This window comes from Streptococcus sp. oral taxon 071 str. 73H25AP (genome assembly GCF_000146755.1).
Lineage (GTDB): Bacteria > Bacillota > Bacilli > Lactobacillales > Streptococcaceae > Streptococcus > Streptococcus oralis_T.
The window spans coordinates 1,728,993-1,750,066 of sequence record NZ_GL397254.1; the positions used below are offsets into that span (position 1 = coordinate 1,728,993).

Annotated in this window: 19 protein-coding genes; all 19 read right to left on the reverse strand. The window is 40.9% G+C overall.

Annotated elements, in window-relative coordinates; genetic code table 11:
- Positions 1–24 precede the first annotated feature (24 nt).
- Positions 25–2,658 carry a DNA polymerase I gene (gene polA, locus HMPREF9189_RS10620; protein ID WP_025168537.1) on the reverse strand — a complete coding sequence of 878 codons (2,634 nt, stop codon included), beginning with the start codon at positions 2,656–2,658 and terminating at the stop codon, positions 25–27.
- A gap of 84 nt (positions 2,659–2,742) precedes the next feature.
- On the reverse strand, positions 2,743–3,852 hold the full coding sequence (locus tag HMPREF9189_RS10625) for a CHAP domain-containing protein (protein ID WP_000142556.1): 1,110 nt from the start codon (positions 3,850–3,852) through the stop codon (positions 2,743–2,745).
- Positions 3,853–3,942: 90 nt separating this feature from the next.
- Positions 3,943–4,218: a Veg family protein gene (locus HMPREF9189_RS10630; protein ID WP_001278158.1), complete on the reverse strand. Its 276-nt coding sequence runs from the start codon at positions 4,216–4,218 to the stop codon at positions 3,943–3,945.
- A 1-nt stretch (position 4,219) separates the two neighbouring features.
- On the reverse strand, positions 4,220–5,572 hold the full coding sequence (gene dnaB, locus HMPREF9189_RS10635) for a replicative DNA helicase (protein ID WP_000852476.1): 1,353 nt from the start codon (positions 5,570–5,572) through the stop codon (positions 4,220–4,222).
- A 43-nt stretch (positions 5,573–5,615) separates the two neighbouring features.
- Positions 5,616–6,068: a 50S ribosomal protein L9 gene (gene rplI / locus HMPREF9189_RS10640; RefSeq protein WP_000864201.1), complete on the reverse strand. Its 453-nt coding sequence runs from the start codon at positions 6,066–6,068 to the stop codon at positions 5,616–5,618.
- Complete coding sequence (locus HMPREF9189_RS10645) at positions 6,065–8,038, reverse strand: DHH family phosphoesterase (RefSeq protein WP_000739975.1); 1,974 nt, start codon at positions 8,036–8,038, stop codon at positions 6,065–6,067. The genes rplI and HMPREF9189_RS10645 overlap by 4 nt, the downstream gene beginning before the upstream one ends.
- Before the next feature lie 175 nt (positions 8,039–8,213).
- Entirely contained in the window at positions 8,214–9,194 is a 981-nt protein-coding gene (locus tag HMPREF9189_RS10650) for a nitronate monooxygenase (RefSeq protein ID WP_255261175.1), read from the reverse strand.
- A gap of 64 nt (positions 9,195–9,258) precedes the next feature.
- Positions 9,259–10,176 carry an MBL fold metallo-hydrolase gene (locus HMPREF9189_RS10655; RefSeq protein ID WP_000829417.1) on the reverse strand — a complete coding sequence of 306 codons (918 nt, stop codon included), beginning with the start codon at positions 10,174–10,176 and terminating at the stop codon, positions 9,259–9,261.
- Between the two features lie 3 nt (positions 10,177–10,179).
- A complete protein-coding gene (locus HMPREF9189_RS10660; RefSeq protein ID WP_000221880.1) occupies positions 10,180–11,292 on the reverse strand; it encodes an acyl-CoA dehydrogenase family protein in 1,113 nt (370 codons plus the stop codon).
- 15 nt (positions 11,293–11,307) lie between these two features.
- Positions 11,308–12,216, reverse strand: coding sequence for a LysR family transcriptional regulator (locus HMPREF9189_RS10665; protein WP_009755472.1), 909 nt, complete (start codon positions 12,214–12,216; stop codon positions 11,308–11,310).
- Positions 12,217–12,410: 194 nt separating this feature from the next.
- Positions 12,411–13,064: a 3-oxoacid CoA-transferase subunit B gene (locus HMPREF9189_RS10670; protein WP_000644735.1), complete on the reverse strand. Its 654-nt coding sequence runs from the start codon at positions 13,062–13,064 to the stop codon at positions 12,411–12,413.
- A 1-nt stretch (position 13,065) separates the two neighbouring features.
- A complete protein-coding gene (locus HMPREF9189_RS10675; RefSeq protein WP_000869890.1) occupies positions 13,066–13,788 on the reverse strand; it encodes a CoA transferase subunit A in 723 nt (240 codons plus the stop codon).
- A gap of 15 nt (positions 13,789–13,803) precedes the next feature.
- On the reverse strand, positions 13,804–14,583 hold the full coding sequence (locus tag HMPREF9189_RS10680) for an enoyl-CoA hydratase-related protein (protein ID WP_000048044.1): 780 nt from the start codon (positions 14,581–14,583) through the stop codon (positions 13,804–13,806).
- Positions 14,584–14,903: 320 nt separating this feature from the next.
- Positions 14,904–16,082 carry an acetyl-CoA C-acetyltransferase gene (locus tag HMPREF9189_RS10685; protein ID WP_000656060.1) on the reverse strand — a complete coding sequence of 393 codons (1,179 nt, stop codon included), beginning with the start codon at positions 16,080–16,082 and terminating at the stop codon, positions 14,904–14,906.
- An 18-nt stretch (positions 16,083–16,100) separates the two neighbouring features.
- A complete protein-coding gene (locus tag HMPREF9189_RS10690) occupies positions 16,101–16,949 on the reverse strand; it encodes a 3-hydroxybutyryl-CoA dehydrogenase (RefSeq protein WP_025168538.1) in 849 nt (282 codons plus the stop codon).
- An 80-nt stretch (positions 16,950–17,029) separates the two neighbouring features.
- Entirely contained in the window at positions 17,030–18,238 is a 1,209-nt protein-coding gene (locus HMPREF9189_RS10695; RefSeq protein WP_000201480.1) for an acyl-CoA dehydrogenase family protein, read from the reverse strand.
- 247 nt (positions 18,239–18,485) lie between these two features.
- Positions 18,486–19,034: a ribosome hibernation-promoting factor, HPF/YfiA family gene (gene raiA / locus HMPREF9189_RS10700; protein WP_000599116.1), complete on the reverse strand. Its 549-nt coding sequence runs from the start codon at positions 19,032–19,034 to the stop codon at positions 18,486–18,488.
- A 79-nt stretch (positions 19,035–19,113) separates the two neighbouring features.
- Positions 19,114–19,776, reverse strand: coding sequence for a ComF family protein (locus HMPREF9189_RS10705; protein WP_000995715.1), 663 nt, complete (start codon positions 19,774–19,776; stop codon positions 19,114–19,116).
- Positions 19,773–21,071: a DEAD/DEAH box helicase gene (locus tag HMPREF9189_RS10710; RefSeq protein WP_009755474.1), complete on the reverse strand. Its 1,299-nt coding sequence runs from the start codon at positions 21,069–21,071 to the stop codon at positions 19,773–19,775. The genes HMPREF9189_RS10705 and HMPREF9189_RS10710 overlap by 4 nt, the downstream gene beginning before the upstream one ends.
- Positions 21,072–21,074 lie beyond the last annotated feature (3 nt).

Below are 21,074 nucleotides of genomic sequence, written 5' to 3' on the forward strand. Positions count from 1 at the left end.
GCTTCAAACTCTATCATAGCTTTCTTATTTAGCCTCGTACCAGGTTGCCCCTTCATTTTCATCTGCGATAAGGGGAACACTGAGTTGGATGGCTTCTTCCATGGTTTGTTTCACTAGTACTTTGACAGCTGCTAGTTCTGATTTCGGAACTTCAAGGACGATTTCATCATGCACTTGCAAGAGCATCTTGGTCTGATAACCACCTTCAACTAGAGCTTTGTCTAGCTGGATCATAGCAATCTTGAGGATATCTGCTGCCGAACCCTGAATAGGGGAGTTAATGGCAGTTCGCTCTGCAAAACCACGAATGTTAAAGTTGCGCGAATTGATATCTGGTAGCTCTCGACGACGCTTGAAGAGGGTCTCTACATATCCCTTATCACGCGCTTCACGTACCACTTCTTCCATATAGTTTTTAATCCCAGGAAAACGCTCAAAGTAGGTATCAATGTAGGCTTTGGCCTTCTTACGACTAATACCAAGATTGTTCGCCAAACCAAAATCTGAAATCCCGTAAACCACTCCAAAGTTGACGGCCTTGGCATTGCGACGGTCATTTGGAGTCACATCCTCAGGACGTTCAATTCCAAAGACCCGCATGGCCGTCGAGGTATGGATATCTGCTCCCTCTTGGAAGGCCTTAATTAAGTGCTCATCTTTAGAGATATGAGCCAAAACGCGCAACTCAATCTGTGAATAGTCCGAGCTGAGTAGTACACTATCCTCCCACTCTGGCACAAAAGCCTTACGAATGAGGCGGCCTTGTTCCAAACGCACAGGAATATTTTGCAAGTTTGGATCCACACTAGACAAACGCCCGGTCTGGGTCAAATCCTGCACATAGCGCGTGTGGATCTTGCCATCATCTAAAATCCAATCCTGCAAGCTAACCACATAGGTGGATTGAATCTTAGCAATCTGACGGTAGTCTAGAATTTTTTTGACAATCGGTGCAATAGGAGCCAGACGCTCCAGCACATCCACTGCTGTCGAGTAACCTGTCTTGGTTTTCTTGGTGTATTCTAGAGGAAGGCCGAGTTTTTCAAAGAGAAGGACGCCCAACTGCTTAGGGGAGTTGATATTAAACTCCTCATCAGCCAGTTCGTAAATCTCTTGAGTGAGTTGCTCAATGACGACCTCATTTTCAGCTTGCATCTCAAGTAGGGTTTCTTTTTTGACCTTGATCCCAGCAATTTCCATCTTGGCAAGGACAAAAGCCAGAGGTTGCTCCATGTCATAGAGGAGATCTAACTGCCCATGTTCACTGAGTTTTTCAATCAAAACAGGCTCTGTCTCTACCAATACAGCAACCTTGCGAGCTAGGTGTTCCAAGAATTTTTCCCGTTCAGGAATTGCCTTCTTGACCCCCTTGCCGTAGAAGGTCTCATCATCGACCATGTAAGTCTGACCATAGAGACTCGCAATGGTTGAAATTTCATTGTTCTCGACAGTAGAGAGAAGGTACTTGGCCAAGCGACTGTCAAAAGCAGGGGCCTGCAGGTTCAAGTCCAAGCGATTTAAAAGAACCTTCGCTTTCTTAAAGTCATACACTTTCAGAGGTGTTTTTTCTAGAAAATTCTTGAGAATAGGCTCCTGCAAGAGATCAAGTTTATCTGTAGCGTAAAGTTTATCCCCACAAGACCAGGCAAAACCAACCAAATCATCTGTATGGTAATTCTCACCAAAAAGCTCAAAGTGGAAGATAGATTCTGCGCTCAGCATGTCTTGACTGACGTGGTCAACAATAGTGAAATCCAAACTTTCAGGCGCATCCGTTGATGAAACATTTAGAGCTTGCTTGAGTTGTTTGAAGCCCATCTCATCATAGAATTTTCCGAGATTTTCCACATCTGGTCCACTATAGACCAAATCATCAAGGCCAATTTCAATCGGTGCCTGAGTCTCAATGGTCGCCAAGGTTTTAGACAGGAAGGCTTGTTCCTTGTCATTGATGAGATTTTCCTTCATCTTAGAAGCCTTCATCCCATCGATATTTTCATAAATACCCTCGAGCGAGCCGTGTTCCAGCAAGAGCTTGATGCCCGTCTTTTCACCAATTTTAGTGACGCCAGGGATATTATCAGACTTATCCCCCATCAGGGCCTTGAGATCTATAAACTGAGCTGGTGTGAGGCCCATCTTTTCCATAAGGTAAGCTGGTGTAAAGGCCTCAAACTCAGCCACACCTTTCTTGGAAATCTCGACCACCGTACGCTCATCGGTCAACTGGATCAAGTCCTTGTCTCCGCTAACGATTGTCACATCGAAGGAATCTTTCTCAGCCAAACGACCAAGAGTCCCGATGATATCATCCGCTTCATACTGTGGCAACTCATAATGGCGAATTCCAAGATGGTCTAGCAACTCACGAATGAAGGGAAATTGCTCACGAAACTCATCTGGAGTTTTAGCACGCCCCCCCTTGTAGTCTGCATACATCTCTGTTCGGAAAGTCGTCTTACCTGCATCAAAAGCTACCAAAACATGGCTGGGTTCAACTCGCTCCAAGACATGATTCAACATAAGTTGAAAGCCATAGATTGCATTGGTATGAAGACCATTAGCATTTTTAAATCGATCCAGCTGTTGATAGAGCGCAAAAAAAGCTCGAAAGGCAACAGAAGATCCATCAATTAATAATAATTTTTTCTTGTCCATACACCCATTATAAAGGAAAGCAAGGAAAAATACCATCGGAAAGAATAGGCAAATGGTAGTGAAGCCCTCTTTTTTATATTCTTTCTAGATTCTAGCTCCATTACTATCCACTCGATAGCCATCTACAGTAGTATTCACTGCTAAAGCCCCCGAAGCATTGACGTAATAAGACTTTCCTCCTACCTGGAACCACTGGCTAGACTTCATAGCCCCTGAACTCTCCAAATAATACCATGTTCCATTTTCCTTGAGCCATCCCGTCTGCATCTCCCCTGATGCCTTTAGATAGTACCAATGCGAACTATCCTTCACCCAACCTGTTGACATGGTTCCATTGTCTTTAAAGTGATACCAACTGCCATTTATTTTCTTCCAACCAGTTGCGAGTTTCCCATTCTCTCGGTAATACCAACTCCCTCCTTCTTTTTTCCAGCCCTTTTCTGTATTGCTTAGCTCTGCATACTGCACATATCTTCTAGAACCGCTATAAGACAAATAACCGAGCCACTTATAACCATCCTTTTCAAGAACTTGATCATAACTCACACTCTCACCAGCATAATAGTAGTCAATAACCTGTCCTGTACGTGACGGTTGGTCCATAATAGGCGATTTCCCCGTGAATACTATTGTCCCACTAGACGGAAGTTCTGGGCTACGAGCATTCTCACCCGCACTATGGCTGGCAGATAAATCCCTGAAATGAATAAAACCTGTCATCGAACTAGCCCTGACTTTTCGACGGTTATACTTTTCTCGAACCCCATAATTATACTCTTCGATCTCAATCGTATCCCCTGATACATTTGATACCCAGGCCACGTGCCCATAATAACCTTCTGTCGACCAAGCAATGGCCCCAACTTCTGGCTTAGTATCCACACGGTAGCCTTCTCGCCTTGCACGATGTCCCCATTCATTCGCATTTCCGTAGGCAGGTGGAATTTCAAAGCCATTTACACTACTCAAACGAAAGGCCGCAAAAGACGTACACTGGCGAGAATACATCCGCCACTGATCGATTTCAACACTACCATTTTTGTAGTGAAGCGGATAGTCATCTCCACGCGCTACACTGTTGGCCTGAACCGATTCTCCACCAAACAAAAAAGCACTCGTAACCAACAATGTAGCCAGTCCTACACTCAATTGAGCACATCTACTCTTCTTAACTCCTGATTTAAAAAACGTCATTCATTCTCCTTAATAATATAAATTTCCGAGGTTACCCTCCTTTATACTATTCGGGAGAAAAAGAAAAAAGTGAGCAAAGCTCACTTCATTTTAGGATTCTTGGTCTAGATAGCGAATCAAATTCTTCTCTGTCAAGATATCTGAGTAGGTGAAGGATTCAACATAGACATTGACTTGTTTGTCTCCCTCAACATCCCCAAATTCAACGATAAATAGAGATGGATAAACCTCAATTAGCTTACCCAATCGATTTTTTTGGCGCTTACGGCCATTCTCCAAAGTCATTTCAACGACTTGTCCCTCATGCGCCTTGATCTCTTCTTTGATTTTTTTCATCTTGGCTACATCTGAAAATGCATCTGACATCTTATGCCTCCCTCTTTGAGATACTTGAAAATTTATTGTATTCTTTTTGGAAAATCAATTCCACTGTTCCACGAGCTCCACTACGGTTTTTCTCGATGATAACCTCAACCTTATTATTTGGAATTCCTTCCTCTTCTTCACCCGCACGATCGTAGTAGTCGTCACGGTATAGAAAGGCTACGATATCTGCATCCTGCTCGATAGAACCCGATTCACGAATATCAGACAAGACTGGTCTCTTATCCTGCCGCTGTTCCACTCCACGAGATAACTGACTAAGAGCAATGACTGGAACTTTCAATTCCTTAGCTAGGATTTTCAACTGACGAGAAATTTCAGAAACTTCTTGTTGGCGGTTCTCACGACCAGTCCCTGTGATAAGCTGTAGGTAGTCGATCAAAATCAATCCTAGATTGCCCGTTTCTTGAGCTAGTTTGCGTGAACGGGAGCGAATTTCCGTGATTCGAATCCCTGGTGTATCATCAATATAGATACTCGCGTTGGCTAGATTTCCTTGGGCAATAGTATACTTTTGCCACTCCTCATCAGTCAATTGACCCGTACGGATAGAATGAGACTCCACCAAGCCTTCGGCCGCTAGCATCCGGTCTACTAGACTTTCTGCACCCATTTCCAGTGAAAAGATAGCTACCGTCTTGTCCAACTTAGTCCCAATGTTCTGCGCAATGTTCAAAGCAAAGGCCGTCTTACCAACCGCTGGTCGCGCCGCTAGGATAATTAGCTCCTCCTCATGGAGACCTGTCGTCATATGGTCCAAATCTCGATAACCCGTTGCAATACCCGTGATATCCGTTGTTTGTTGTGACCGAACTTCTAGGTTCCCAAAGTTGATATTTAGAATATCTCGGATGTTCTTGAACCCACTACGATTGGCATTTTCGCTAACATCTATGAGTCCCTTTTCAGCCTGAGCGATGATTTCATCTGCAGGCTTAGAAGCCTCATAGGCTTGGTTGACAGACTCTGTCAATTTGGAAATCAAGCGACGTAGCATAGCCTTTTCGGCTACGATTTTAGCATAATATTCTGCATTGGCTGAAGTTGGTACAGAGTTGACAATTTCGACAAGGTAAGACAAGCCACCAATATTTTGGAGATCCCCTTGGCTATCCAAAATCGTCCGAACTGTCGTCGCATCAATTGCTTCCCCACGATCCGACAAATCTACCATCGCTTGGAAGATCAACCGATGAGCATATTTAAAGAAGTCACGAGAATCAATGTATTCTCGGACAAAAACGAGCTTACTCTCATCTATAAAAATAGCCCCCAGAACAGATTGTTCTGCCAAAATATCCTGAGGTTGAACTCGCAGTTCCTCTACTTCTGCCATCCGACTTTCCTTCCTTTTACAATCTTGTCAAGAAATTGTAAACTTAACCTTCTTTTACACGAAGATTGATGACACTTGTAACATCTTGATAGATTTTCACTGGTACATCAATCAAACCTACTGCTCGAATTGGTGCTTGCACTTGAATATTGCGTTTGTCAATCTTGATACCAAATTGCTTTTGCAATTCTTCTGCAATTTTCTTGTTAGTGATGGAGCCAAATGTACGGCCATCTGGTCCAACCTTTTCAACAAACTCTACAACCGTTTCTTCTGCTTCAAGCTTAGCCTTGATGGCTTTTGCTTCAGCAATCATTTCAGCATGAGCCTTTTCTTCTGATTTTTGTTTACCACGCAACTCGCCCACTGCTTGAGCAGTCGCTTCCTTGGCCAAATTCTTTTTAATCAGGAAGTTTTGAGCATAGCCAGTTGGCATTTCCTTGATTTCGCCCTTTTTTCCTTTTCCTTTAACATCTGCTAAAAAGATTACTTTCATTCTTCTTTCTCCTTTTCCTTTAGTTCATCCAAGATTAGTTTAGTCAATTTTTCTCCTGCTTCTGACAGATTCATATTCTCGATTTGCGCAGCCGCTAGATTAAAATGGCCTCCGCCACCTAGCTCTTCCATAATGCGTTGCACATTGATTTTACTACGGCTTCGAGCCGAGATGGAGATAAATCCTTGTGTATTTTTTGCCAGAACGAAACTAGCCTCAATACCGGACATGGCCAGCATAGCATCGGCAGCCTTACTGATAACAACGGTGTCATAAGTGGTTGAGTCCTTAGCTTGGGCAATCAAGATATCTGAAGCTAGCTTACGACCTTGTAAAATGAGTTCATTTACCTCACGATACTCCTCAAAATCTGTCGCAGCAATCTCCTGGATAGCAATACTATCGCTTCCACGTGTTCTCAGGTAGCTAGCCACATCAAAGGTTCGACTCGTTACGCGAGATGTAAAGTTCTTGGTATCCAGCATCATTCCAGCCATCAGTACGCTAGCCTGCATACGACTCAAACGATTTTTCTTAGAATTTTGGAACTGAATCAATTCTGTGACCAGCTCACTCGCACTACTTGCTCCACTTTCAATATAGGTGATGACTGCATTCTCAGGGAAATCCTGATCACGTCTATGATGGTCAATAACAATGGTTTGAGTAAACAAATCATAAAAATCTTTCGATAAGGTCAAAGCCGTCTTTGAGTGATCCACTAAAATCAATAACGAACGGCTTGTAACTAGCTTCATCGCATCTGTAAGAGATAAGAGTTTCGTAGTATCTTCCTTCTTTAAGAACTGGATAGCACGCTCGATATCTGCTGACATCTGGTCTGCATCATAGATAGCATAACTGTTTTCAATAATATTACTTGCAAACAACTGCATACCGACAGCAGAGCCCAAGGCATCCATATCTAGATTTTTATGACCGACTACAAAAACCTGGTCAACACTTCGAATCTTATCAGAAATGGCTGTCATCATGGCTCTCGTACGTGTACGAGTACGTTTGATAGACGCAGCAGTTCCTCCACCGAAGTAGACTGGATTCTTGGTCTCATCATTTTCCTTGACCACCACCTGGTCACCACCGCGAACTTCTGCTAAGTTCAAGTTGAGCAAGGCAATTTTCCCTATCTCTTCATGATTTCCATCACCATAAGAAAATCCCATACTTAAAGTTAGGGCTAGTTGCCTCTGTTTTGATTCTTCTCGGAAAGTATCAATAACAGAGAATTTATCATTCATCAATTCCTCGAGTACTGTATAATCTGTGAATAAATAAAAACGATCCATCCCCACACGGCGAGAAAACATAGCATACTTACTAGCAAATTCTGAAACAAAATTAGCTACAAAGCTATTGATATGGCTGATATCAGAGTCAGACGTCGCATCCTCCAAATCATCGTAATTATCCACTGAGATGACCCCAATGACTGGACGGCTAGTTACCAATTCGACAGTTGCTTCGTACTCCCCAGAAACATCAAAAAAATACAAAACGCCTGAAGCCTTGTCCATATGGACAGCATATCGTGTTTCGCCCAAGGTGGCATACGAACCAGGATTCCCAACAGAAGCCTTGATGATGGCTTGAATTAACTCAACATCAATTTCCCCTTCTTCATTTGTCAAAATTAACTCAGCATAAGGATTAAACCATTCTACTTCTCCACTTGATAAGTCTAATTTCAGGACTCCCACCGGCATTTGATCAAGCAAAGTACTCAAGCTATTTTCGGCTTGGTGATTTACATATTGGATTTGTTCAATTTCGCTCTTTTCGTACTGTTTTTTTTGCCATACAAATAAAAGCAGATAAAGCAGTACAAATAAAAATAAAACAGTGATTGTTACAGCAAGATTATGTGAAAAAATAATCAGCAAAGTTAAGATTCCGAAAGTTGCAAGTCCTAGTAAGACTGCAGAAAACGGGATTAAATTATTTTTTTTCATTCTAAACCTCTTGCGCATTATTATATCACAAAAGCCCTTAAAAAGCGACCTTTAAAGAGAAAGCACTGCTTTTATTATAGCAAGATGCTCTTAAAGAAACCATATATAAAAAAGGATAGCAAATGCCTCGCTCTCCTTTTTCCACATCAGTGCAGAATCTTCCGCCTAGATTACATTATTCACCTAATTCTAGTCGAATGTCTTGTAGGCACTCTTGCGCCTGTTTCACAATTGATTCTAAAATAGTCTTACATGGTTTGATGTCTTTCACCAAACCCGCAATTTGTCCGCTCATCATTGAACCATGAACTGTATCACCTTCATAGACAGCCTTAGATAGGGAACCGATCGTAATTTCTTCCAGTTCCTCTCGGTTTGTACCTTTCTGCTCTAATTCAATGTAGTGATCCGTCATCTCATTGCGAATACAACGAACTGGCGCTCCCGCAATGCGGCCTGTAACCGCAGTCGCTGTATCACTTGCCGCCAAAATAGCTTCTTTATAGGCTGGAGAAATTGGACATTCTTCTGAAGCAAGAAAAACTGTTCCCATTTGAACTCCTTGTGCACCTAGGGCAATCGCAGCAGCAAGTCCACGACCATCTGCCACACCTCCTGCAGCAATGACTGGAATCGTTACCGCATCAACGATTTGTGGGATAAGAGCCATTGTATTGGTCTCTCCAATATGGCCACCAGCTTCTGAACCTTCAGCGATTACAGCATCAACTCCCAATTCTTGCATTTTTTGAGCATGCTTGACACTGGCAATAACTGGAATAACCTTGATTCCTGCTTCTTTCAAGTAAGGCATGATATACTTAGGAGTTCCTGCACCTGTAGTTACCACTGGAACCTTTTCTTCGATGATAACAGTCACAATATCCTTGATATTTTTCATCATCAACATGATGTTGACACCAAAAGGCTTATCTGTCAACTTTCTCAGTTCACGAATTTCTTCTCGCAACTGCTCTCCGGTCATACCACCCGAAGCGATAATTCCCAGACCTCCAGCCTCAGAAACAGCTGCTGCTAGTTGATAGTGCGAGATTTGAGCCATAGCCCCTTGGAAAATTGGATATTGAATCTGTAAAAGTTTTGTAATTGACATATGAGTCCTCCTTTTATTTTCTGTTGATTCTTGTTGGCAAATGGATGCATGATGCACCAATATCCCCGTCAACAAGAAAATGTTATATTTGTCTCCTCATATTCTGCTATCCTAAAAAATCTGGCTTACGATCCTGCTGATCTGTAAAAGGAATAAGTGGGGGGCGAGAACGTAGAACATAATCTACAAATTCCTTCCCATCCTTGTCAAACTCTACCACCGCGAAAAATTGATCATGGTAAAAGAAAAACTTATAATGATTCTCAAAAGCCTGACGCAACCACTTCTTTTTGGCTAAAATTGATTTCATAGGATAATCATCAACTGCTGGAACCCAGAGAGGATTTCGATGAACATGTGATAACATCAAGTCCCCCATATGGATCATCGTATCTTTCCCCTGTTTGAGCAAGATAATACTGTGGCCATTGCTGTGACCACTTGTGTGAATCATTTGGATTTCTGGAATGACATTGATATACTCTGAGAAAGTCGTCACCTGATCTTGAATCGGTTCCCAATTTTCTCTCAGATAAGTTCCCCGCGTTCGATCATTAGGGTTTCTCATCTCATACCACTCGACATCATTCACAATAATCTTGGCGTTTGGATACTTGGAAACCAGCTTCCCTTGATCATTCACATACGTCAAGCCACCAGAATGATCGTGGTGCATATGTGTCATCAGCACGATGTCAATGTCTTCAGGCGATAGTCCTAAAAGAGCTAAACTTTCTTCTACCCGACTTTCAGACAAGATTCCTAAGTTACGCCTTTGTTTATCGGATAATTTTGCTGTATCAAAACTTGCATCTATCAAGTAATTTTTACCCTTGTACTGGATCAAAATAGGATCCGTCAATTCTGCCATCATATTAGCATCATTTGTTGGGTAGTAACGAGACCACACAACTTTCGGAACCGGACCAAAAAGAGTCCCTGCATCCGTCAATTTATCGGCTCCACGTAGCCATATCAGTTTCATATCATGAAATTGATATTCCTGTAAGGTGAGTTCTGCCATGCTTTACTCCTTTATCCATTGGGCTGCTATTCTTTTACGAATCGAATCCCCAGATTTTCCATAGATTTCAATCGTTTTGGCATCCTTTAGATAACGGTCTATGGGGATGTCATCCAAGGTTTGAAGAGGTCCAATTAATCTAATAATTTCCTCAGAAATCTCAATTGCTACTTTTGTCGTATAAAGTTTTATCTGAGATACAAAGAGAGAATCCGCCTTCATCCTGTCCTTGTAGGAAGCAAAGTAAGATTCAGCCGCACACAGCTTAGTATACAAGTCTGCGAATTGATGTTGATAGACTGTCGCATCGATTAATGGTTTCCCAAATCTCCTTTTGACCTTTACAAAAGCCAGACCTGTTTCAAAAGCTCCCTCAGAGATACCAATAGAGATTGCGCTTAATCCTAGCTGTAATTTTTTGATAATATCATTTAACTGAGTTTCCCCATTTAGCGTCAATCCTAGCAGACTATCTTCTGGCAATATGACCTGATCAAAAGTTACCGAATTCACAGGCAAACCCTGTAAACCAGGTTTTGCAACATCATCTCCAAAAGCAACTCCCGGTCGAGTCGTATCAACAATGAAAAATCCGTATCCATCTTCTCCGTTAGCTTCCTGAACCTTGGCTAAGATTAACAAAATATCTGTATAGCGGCAATTTGATACAATTGACTTCTTCCCAGTTAAAGACCAACCTGTTTCTGTTTTCCTTGCAGTTGTTGCAATAACCTCCAAGCTGTCCATCAATTTTCCTTCAGAAAATCCCAAGCCAGCTAAGATTTCTCCCCTTACTAATGGTTCTACATAACGCGATTTTTGTTCCTGACTCCCATATCGTAAAATAGGATAGATACCATAACATGCCTGAGTTAGTAGAACAGCAGAAAAAGCAGGAAAATCTTTTGAAATCAAGCGAATAAAGGTTAAAAACTCGGTTCTCAAAACAGAATCTTGACTATCTAAAAGCAAGGAAAAGATATCAAATTGCTCAATAAACTGATAAAGCAATTCTCTAGGGAACTGTTGTTCATCCTCATGAGACTTGAAATAGTCCCGAATCAACACTTTCACGTCTGCCTTCAATTCTCGCGCCAGCACGTCATTATAGGTCATCGCATTCACCTCATCTTAGTTGTCAGAAAACGGTTGGTAATAATCTTTCAACAATTCTTCATACACATAAGACTCTACTTCATTGTAGGAGTTTTTATAGGGTCTACAAAACCAAATATTAAATGGAATCGGATCCTTGAATCTAACCGCCTTAAAACGACTCTTATCCACAAAATATTCAACCGGCCTTGGCAAAAGGGCAATCAAATCTGTCTGATGAGTTGATTCAACTAGGAAGTCCCAAGTAGAGGAAAGATAAGCAAATTTAGCCTCAATTCGTTGTGAACGAAGTTTTTCTGTCACTAAATCATAAGTCGTAAATGTTTTGTTGAAGGTTGCCAATTCATAACCAGCAATATCAGACCATTCCAACAAGCTTTTCTGAGCCAGCGGATGATCCTTATCCATATAAGCAACGTATTCATCCAATTGAATGATATGTTGTTCATATTTTTTAGCATCCAGGCTCGTAGGCTCTATCAGAATAGAGAGATTCAAATCTCCATCAACCATTTTTTGACGAATTTCCTTCCCTCCACCTTCCGTAACCTGGATATGGATATGAGGATTATTTTTCAGAAAATGAGGCAAAGCACTAGCAAAATAAACTCGTAAAATCAAGGACGGAATACCAAGATTAATGGTGCCCTTTTGCTTTTGAGCTTCTATATGGATCATGGAAAGCATTTCTTCATGTCGATTCACAATCTCGGTCGCATAACGATAAATTTTGCGTCCCGCCTCTGTTAAACTTTCTAATCTTCCATTCTTGCGATTGAATAATTGAACCCCTTCAGCTGCTTCAAAATTTGTCACAAATTGACTCAAGGCTGATTGACTAATGTGAATCTTCTTTGCAGCAATGGAAAGGTTGCATCCGCATTCTATGATATTGATGAAATAGTTCATTTGGATAATATCCACTTACCCATCACCTAGCTTTCCTTCACTATTTTAGTAAGTCAATTAGACAACTATTCTAGTGTTTGATAGTTGTCTACTGACTTTTTATCGAAATAACATTTCGAATACTTCATTTTAACGTTGTATATAAAACGCTTACAATACTATCTAGTTTATATCATAACACACTAAGCAGAAAATAGCTCTTTTTTTGCTTAAATCGGCATTGTTTTTAGGTCTTCTGAGACAATGACTTCCCCAGCTGTTTTTTCAAGAACTTCTTCTAATGTCACACCAGGAGCCAGCTCTTTCAACAGGAATTTACCATCTTTGAATCCAAAAACAGCTAATTCTGTGATGACAAGATCCAATACTCCTTTAGCTGAAAGTGGCAAGGTACATTCTTTCAACAACTTGGATTCCCCATCAGCAGTTGTGTGTTGAATAGCCCCGATTACACGCTTAGCACCTACCAATAAGTCCATTGCACCACCCATACCAGGAGCAAATTTCCCTGGGATAATCCAGTTCGCAATGCTACCATCTTGGCTGACTTCTAGCGCTCCCAGAACAGTTGCATCCACGTGTCCACCACGAATAATTGCAAAGGAAGTTTGTAGATCAAACAAGGCTGCTCCTGGTAATAATGTGATAGGAGCTCCACCAGAGTTCGCTAAATTGGCATTATAGGTGTCCTTAGTTGGTGTTTCTCCAAATCGAAGGGCGCCATTTTCTGCCTGCAAAATAACATTTACTCCTTCAGGAATATAATCAGCAGAAGCGTTTGGAATCCCAAATCCAAGATTGACCACATCTCCATCTTTAAATTCAAGCGCTACACGTCTTGCGATAATTTCTTTTGCTTTCATTTTACTTCACCCCCGCCAGTTTTTTTGTCTCTGTCCACAAGTCTCCCATCATCTGATGATGCTCTTGTGGTGTCAATCCTTGAACGACATAGTCAACTAGGATACCAGGGATGTAAATATCATTTGGATCAATTTCCCCGACTTCAACCAACTCGTTTGTCTCAACAATGACTGTATCAGCCGCTAGAGCGAGTTGAAGAGAGATGTTTTTAGTAGTCCCATCTAGATAAAGATTACCATATTTATCAGCCTTAGTAGCTTTAATCAAGGCAATATCAATCTTCAATGGATCATAAATCAAATATTCTTTTCCATTTCGAGTTACTTTTTCGTGCTCATCTTCAAGAATTGTTCCTACACCTGTTGGCGTTAAAACTGCTCCAAGACCCGCACCTGCAGCATGTAAGCGTTCTACGACAGTTCCCATCGGAGTGAACTCCACTTTCATGGTTCCTGAGAAATAATCATGCTGAGCAGCAGCAGATGTTCCTACATGGGCTGCAATATACTTTGTAACCTGATGATTTTCACAAAGACGACCAACTCCAACTTCCTTACCTGGTTGAGAGGTTACAACAGACACCAAGGTCAAATCTTGCTGGTTTTGACGAACTAGTTCCTCAATTAACTCAAATGGTTCTCCCACTCCAAGAAATCCAGAAATACCAACTTTATCTCCTGAATGAATCAAGGAAATAGCTTCAGACAATGTTACAACTTTCATAACCTATCTCCTCTCTTATTTACGTTGAAAGACAGCTTTGCGTTTTTCAACAAAAGCGCGCATTCCTTCTATCTTATCTTCTGTTGAGAAGAGTAGAGCTTCCGCTTCTGTTTCCAAACGAATAGCATTTTTCAGAGGGAGTTCTGAGCCAACTTGGATAATATGTTTAGCTTTTTCAACTGCTAGCGGTGCATTTTTCATAATCGCTGCTGCTAGCTCTTCTGCCGCAGGCAATAGTTCTTCTGCTGATACCAACTTGTTAAGAATTCCAAGATCATATGCTTCTTGTCCTTTAACCATTCTAGCAGTGAAAATTAATTCCTTTGTTTTACTAGTACCAATCAAACGAGACATTCTTTGGGTACCTGCAAAACCAGGAATGATTCCCAAGCCGACTTCAGGGAAGCCAACCATTGTCTTGTCATAGCCGATTCGGATATCAGTTGAAAGAGCTAATTCTAAACCGCCTCCCAAAGCATAACCATTCAATACTGAAATAGTTGGCTGAGTCAATTCAGATAAGCGGGTAAAGGTGTCGTTCGCATAGGTCATGTATTCATGAGCCTGAATTGGAGACATTTGGTCCATCTCTTTAATGTCTGCTCCAGCGACAAATGCTTTTTCCCCTTGACCAGTCACGATGACAACACGAATGTCCTCGCTAGCTTCAATTTGGTCTAAAACGAGATTCAAATCCTTTAAGACTTCTGAACTTAAAGCGTTCAAAGCCGATGGACGGTTAATTGTTAGATAGCCAAGACCATTCTTAACCTCTAATAAAACAGTTTTACTCATTGTTTTGCTCCTACTTGATTTATTTTGAGTACAGAGTACAGCGTCAACAAATACCAACACAAAATGTAAGAGCTTACATTTTCATCATAATCCTTTTTTCCCTATCCGTCTACTTAATCTTTATTTATAGACCTATAAGTCCAGCTTATAGAATAGGGCCATTCAATATACCCTCAAAGTCTTAGGAAAAGCAAAAATACCTTATCAAGCACTTTCGGAGAAAGACACTTGATAAGGTATGTAACTATGAGATCGGATCAATATCTCATTTTGTAATCGTAATATTGAAAAAGAGGAAATGACGTTCAGTTTTCTAATAACTAACGTTCAACGATGAGGGCTGTTCCCATCCCTCCTCCGATACAGAGAGTTGCTAAACCAGTTTTGGCATCACGTTTCATCATCTCATGTACCAGAGTCACTAAGATACGGCAGCCTGAAGCTCCAATTGGATGACCAAGAGCAATCGCGCCACCATTGACATTGACAATATCTGTGTTAAAGCCAAGTGTTTTCCCAACCGCACAAGCCTGAGCAGCAAAGGCTTCATTTGACTCGATCAAGTCAAGATCATCAACTGTCAAATTACCTTTTTCAAGAGCTTTACGGGTCGCATAAATCGGTCCACATCCCATAATCTTAGGATCCAAACCTGCACTTGCATACGAACGAATTCGCGCAATGACTGGAAGTCCTAATTCTTCAGCTTTTTCAGCGCTCATGACCAAGACAGCCGCTGCTCCGTCATTGATACCTGATGCATTACCCGCTGTAACAGAACCGTCTTTTTTGAAAACAGGGCGTAGCTTGGACAGACTCTCCAAGCTAGCATCTTTTCTAGGAAATTCATCTGTATCAAAGATGATAGGATCGCCTTTGCGTTGAGGAATAACCACCGGAACAATCTCTTCCTTAAAGCGTCCAGATTCTATAGCCGCTACTGCTCGTTTTTGTGATTCCAAAGCAAGCGCATCTTGATCATCCCGGCTAATACCATATTCTTCTGCCACATTCTCAGCTGTAATCCCCATATGGTATTCGTTAAAGGCATCAGACAAACCGTCCTTAATCATGGTATCTACCACTTTCGAATCTCCCATACGGCCACCCCAACGGAAGCTTGGCAAAACATATGGAGCCTGGCTCATGTTTTCTGCACCACCAGCCACGACAATATCTGCATCTCCGCACTGAATCGCTTGAGCAGCTAACTGCACTGCCTTCAAACCAGAACCACAAACCTTATTAATGGTAAAGGCTGGTGTAAATTCAGGAAGCCCAGCATGAATACTCATTTGGCGAGCCACGTTTTGGCCTAAACCTGCGCCTAGGACATTCCCCATAATCACTTCATCTACCTGCTCTGGTTTAATATTCGCTTTTTCCAAAGCACTCTTAATTACCAAAGATCCCAAATCAACAGCAGAAACATTCTTCAAGCTCCCGCCAAAGGAACCTAAAGGTGTTCGCACTGCCGAAACAATAACTACGTCTTTCATGACTACCTCCATCAGTGTCTAGTAAGTAAAGAAGCCTTCTTTTGTCTTCCGTCCCAATTTTCCTGCTTCGACCATTTTCTTAAGAAGAGGGGCAGGACGGTATTTTTGATCACCAAACCCTTGGTTTAGGACGCCCATAATAGCCAAACAAACATCCAACCCAATCAAGTCAGCAAGAGCCAAAGGTCCAATAGGATGATTTGCACCAAGTTTCATCGCTTCATCGATTTCCTCGGCACTAGCCACTCCTTCACCTAGAATGTAAACGGCTTCATTGATCATAGGAATCAAAATTCTGTTCACAACAAAACCATAAGAATCTTTAACATCAACTGGTGTTTTACCAATTTTCACTGTCAATTCACGAACCGCCTGAACCACTTCTTCTGAAGTCTGCAAGGCCTTAATAACCTCTACAAGTTTCATGATTGGGGCAGGATTAAAGAAGTGCATTCCAATCACGCGCTCCTGATGTTTAGTAGCAGCAGCTATATCCGTGATTGACAAAGAGGATGTGTTTGATGCTAAGATAGTTTTAGGATCTGTCAATTCATCCAATTGTTTGAAAATATTCAACTTAATCTCACGATTCTCAGTTGCAGCTTCAATCACCAATTGGACTTTTTTCGCATCTTCATATGAAACAGATGGAAGCAAATTGGCTAATACCTGATCCTTCTCATCCGCAGACATCCGTCCTTTTTCAACTGAACGTTCCAATTGTTTTGTGATATTATTCAAGCCTCTTTGAACAAATTCTTCTTTAATATCGTTTAAGTAAACTGTAAAACCAGCCTGAGCAAATACTTGAGCAATTCCGCTTCCCATTTGACCAGAACCAATAATCATCACTTTAGATATCATTATTTTCTCCTTCTTATTTTACAAAAATCCAGTGCATGAAGCAAGGACGATTGAACAGAAATCCTTCAATCGCCCTTCTGACATTAAACAAAGGCACCTAGTCCAGTAATCTCACGACCAACAATCAAGGCATTCACTTCGTGTGAACCTTCATAGGTATAGATTGATTCAGCATCTGCAAAGAAACGAGCAACGTCTGTCTCAAGTGTAATACCATTACCTCCGCAAGTTTCACGAGCAAGGGCAACTGTTTCGCGCATCACCAAGGAATTGTGCATCTTAGCAAGAGCAGAGTTAAGCATCAATTCATTCCCTTTCTCTTGCATCTCAGCAATACGAGTTGAATAAGCAATAACTGCTACAGCATTTGCTTGCATACGAGCCAATTTTTCTTGAACAATTTGGAATTTGGCAATTGGACGTTTGAACTGTTCACGATCTTTAGCATATTTAAGAGCTGCTACATAAGATCCACAAGTCACTCCCATAGCAATGTGAGCAACGTCCGCACGAGTGAAGGTCAAGATACGGGCTACATCACCAAAACCATTGATATTTACCAAACGGTCTGAATCTGGAACCTCTACATTCTTCATAGTAATATGGCCATTGCGGACACAACGAAGAGCAATCTTATGTGGGATTGGTTCCGCATGATATCCAGGAGCTCCCTTACGAACGATAAAGCATTTCACCTTGCCATCCGCAACATCACGAGCAAATACAGGAACGACATCTGCAGTATCTGAACCACCAATCCAGCGTTTTTCACCATTTAGAATCCACTTGTCTCCAACACGTTCTGCAGTAGTTGCAAGTCCTCCAGCAATATCAGAACCTGAAAGAGGTTCAGTCAAAGCGAAGCAACCTTGCCAATCAAATGCAGCTAATTTTGGAAGAAATTCTTTTTGTTGACGCTCATCACCACCCAAGAGAATTGTGTTGTAGCAAAGTCCACCATGAACGGTGTAGAATGTTGCCATAGAAGCATCGAAGCGAGCAAGTTCAAGATACAAGAAAGCAATATAAAGTTCAGATGGTTTCCAGCTACCCTCACGTCCTTCAAACAATTTTGGATTGTTCATAATTTGAGCGCCCTTAGCCACAGCATAGAATTCTTCAAAAGGAAAATCAGGTTTTTCCCAGTATTCATTAATAACCGGACGGAGATGTTTCTCAATCAAACGGCGAGTTTCTTGTAAAACCTCTGCTTCACCCAAAGTTAGACCATCCGCATAGTGAAAAAGGTCCTCAGGATATAGTTCGCGTAAAATTTCTTCTTTTGTTGCCATAGTTATGACTCCTTTATTTGTTATAAGAGCGCTTACATTTTTGTATTCGCTATTTGTTGACAACCCCATTCTATCCCTTAGGGTATTATTTTGTCTACTTAATAAATATAAACACCCCTATAAGTTCAGATTATAGGGGTCGATTCTGACTGTTTTATCAAGGATTTCCTCGTTTTTCTACTTACTTATAGGCACAAGAAAAAGTGGTTTACAAATCAGTAAACCACTCTTATTAGTTATTTCAATTTTATGATTCTTTTACTTCGAGCAAACCAACTTCACCATCTTCTCGACGATACAAAACATTAGTTGTTTGATCTTCTACATCTACATAAATAAAGAAATCATGTCCCAATAAATCCATTTGAAGAAGGGCTTCTTCTAAATCCATTGGCTTCAAATCAATTTGTTTTGAACGAACGACTTTAGGTTGCACAACATCTGCATCTTCAACTAGAGCATCTGTAAAGAGTTGACTTGTCGCAACTTTATTTTTATTCTTACGTTCGATTTTAGTCTTATTTTTACGAATCTGACGTTCAATTTTATCTGTTACAAGATCGATAGAACCATACATATCTTGAGAAACATCTTCTGCACGAAGAGTAATAGATCCAAGTGGAATTGTTACTTCAACCTTTGCTGTTTTCTCACGGTAAACTTTCAAATTCACACGTGCATCCAACTCTTGCTCTGGTTGGAAATACTTTTCGATCTTTTCGAGTTTAGAAACTACATAATCACGAATTGCTTCTGTTACTTCTAGGTTTTCACCACGGATACTATATTTAATCATATAAGTACCTTCTTTCTAAACATTTTTGTTTTTCTAACTATATTATAACGCTTTCATTTTCATTTTGCAAATTTTTTCCTCATCTTACAAGGGAAAAGGTTTTAACTTCCAAAGCACCCGCTTCTTCCAAAAGTCGTTTTACACGATTCACAGTTGCACCTGTTGTATAGATGTCATCAATCAGCAAAATCTTCTTAGGAAGTGAGATCCCATCTTTAATAAAAAATGGAATTTTAGTAGCCAACCTTTCCAAACGGCTTTTAGAAGAACTAGCACTCTCTTCTCTTTTTCCTAATATATCTTTAAAAGAAAAGCCTGCCGCTTCGACCAAACCCTCAACTTGGTTAAATCCCCTCTCAAGTAATCTTTCAGGACTTAGGGGAATCAACACAAATTGATAACCTCTATACTTTTTCAGCTCCTCAGCAAGAACGGAAGCAAAAACTTTTCTAAGCAAAAAATCGCCATCAAACTTATATCGACTGAAAAAGTCTTTCATAGCTTGATTATAGGTAAAGATTGCCTTATGATCAACCCGAATTCCTTCTTTACACCAAAGTTTACAATCTTGACACTTAGTTGACATATCTGTTTTCATACAGTTTGGACAATATTTCTCACCAATCTTCTCAAAACTAGAAGCACAAGCTAAGCAAAGATAACTGCAGTCGTCCTTCAAAAGGAAGAGACTACTAAAAGTCAGCTCACACTTGGTAGTCTGTCCACATAATAAACAGTTCATAAACCTGTCTCCATGTTCATCTGCTTGATTTCCTTGATTGCCTTTTTGATGGAAGTATTTAATCCATCATGAAAGAAGAGCAACTCACCAGTTGGTCTGTCCATACTACGCCCAACTCGCCCACCAATCTGAATCAAGCTAGACTTGGTAAAGAGACGATGATTAGCTTCTACAACGAAAACATCCACACAAGGGAAGGTAACCCCACGCTCTAAAATTGTCGTACTGATCAATATCGTCAACTCTCCATCTCGAAAAGCTTGCACCTGCTCTAATCGATTTTCTGTGACAGAAGATACAAAACCGATATTCTCATTCGGGAAATGCACCTGTAGTATTTCTTTTAGTTTTTCACCTTTCTTAATCTCTGATGCAAAAATAAGCAATGGATAACCTGTTCTTCTCTGTTTCTCAATGTAGGTCTTTAACTTAGATGACAACTGACTTTTCTCTAAACAGCGATTAAAATCTGATAACCAGACAGGTTTAGGAATAATCAAAGGATTTCCATGAAATCGTCTCGGCAAGCTTAGCCTTTTTAACTCTCCTATTCGAACTTTCTTATCTAACTCATCAGTAGATGTAGCTGTTAAAAAGATTCTCATGCCATTCTCCTTTACACTATTCTTTACAGCATGGTAAAGCATTTGATTGTCAACATAAGGAAAGGCATCTACCTCATCCACTATCAACAAATCAAAAGCATGATAAAATTTTAATAACTGATGAGTTGTTGCAACTACTAAGGGAGTTCGAAAATAGGGCTCTGATTCGCCATGGAGTAGCGCTATATCGCAAGCAAAGTCTTTCTGCAGTCGCTTATACAGTTCCAAACACACATCAATTCGAGGACTTGCCAAACAAACTGCACCACCATCATCAATCACTTTGGCAACAACTTGATAAATCATCTCTGTCTTTCCAGCACCTGTCACAGCATGAACTAAGGTAGGCTCTCTCTTTTCGACTGCTCGAATCAACCCCTCTGATACTTTTTCCTGAAAAGGGGTTAACTGACCACGCCATTTGAGAACATCTTGCTTTGAAAAATCTTCCTGCGGAAAATAGTATAAGGCTTGATCACTCCTGACTCGCTTCATCAGCAAACACTCCCTGCAATAGCAGGCACCTATAGGCAAATACCATTCCTCTAGAATCCTACTATTACAACGTTGACAAAACAATTTTCCCTTCTCTTTTCTCATTGTTGGAAGTTTCTCAGCCATCTGACATTCTTCTTTTGTTAATTCTTTCTCAGTAAACAAGCGACCGAGATAATTTGGATTTACTTTCATACT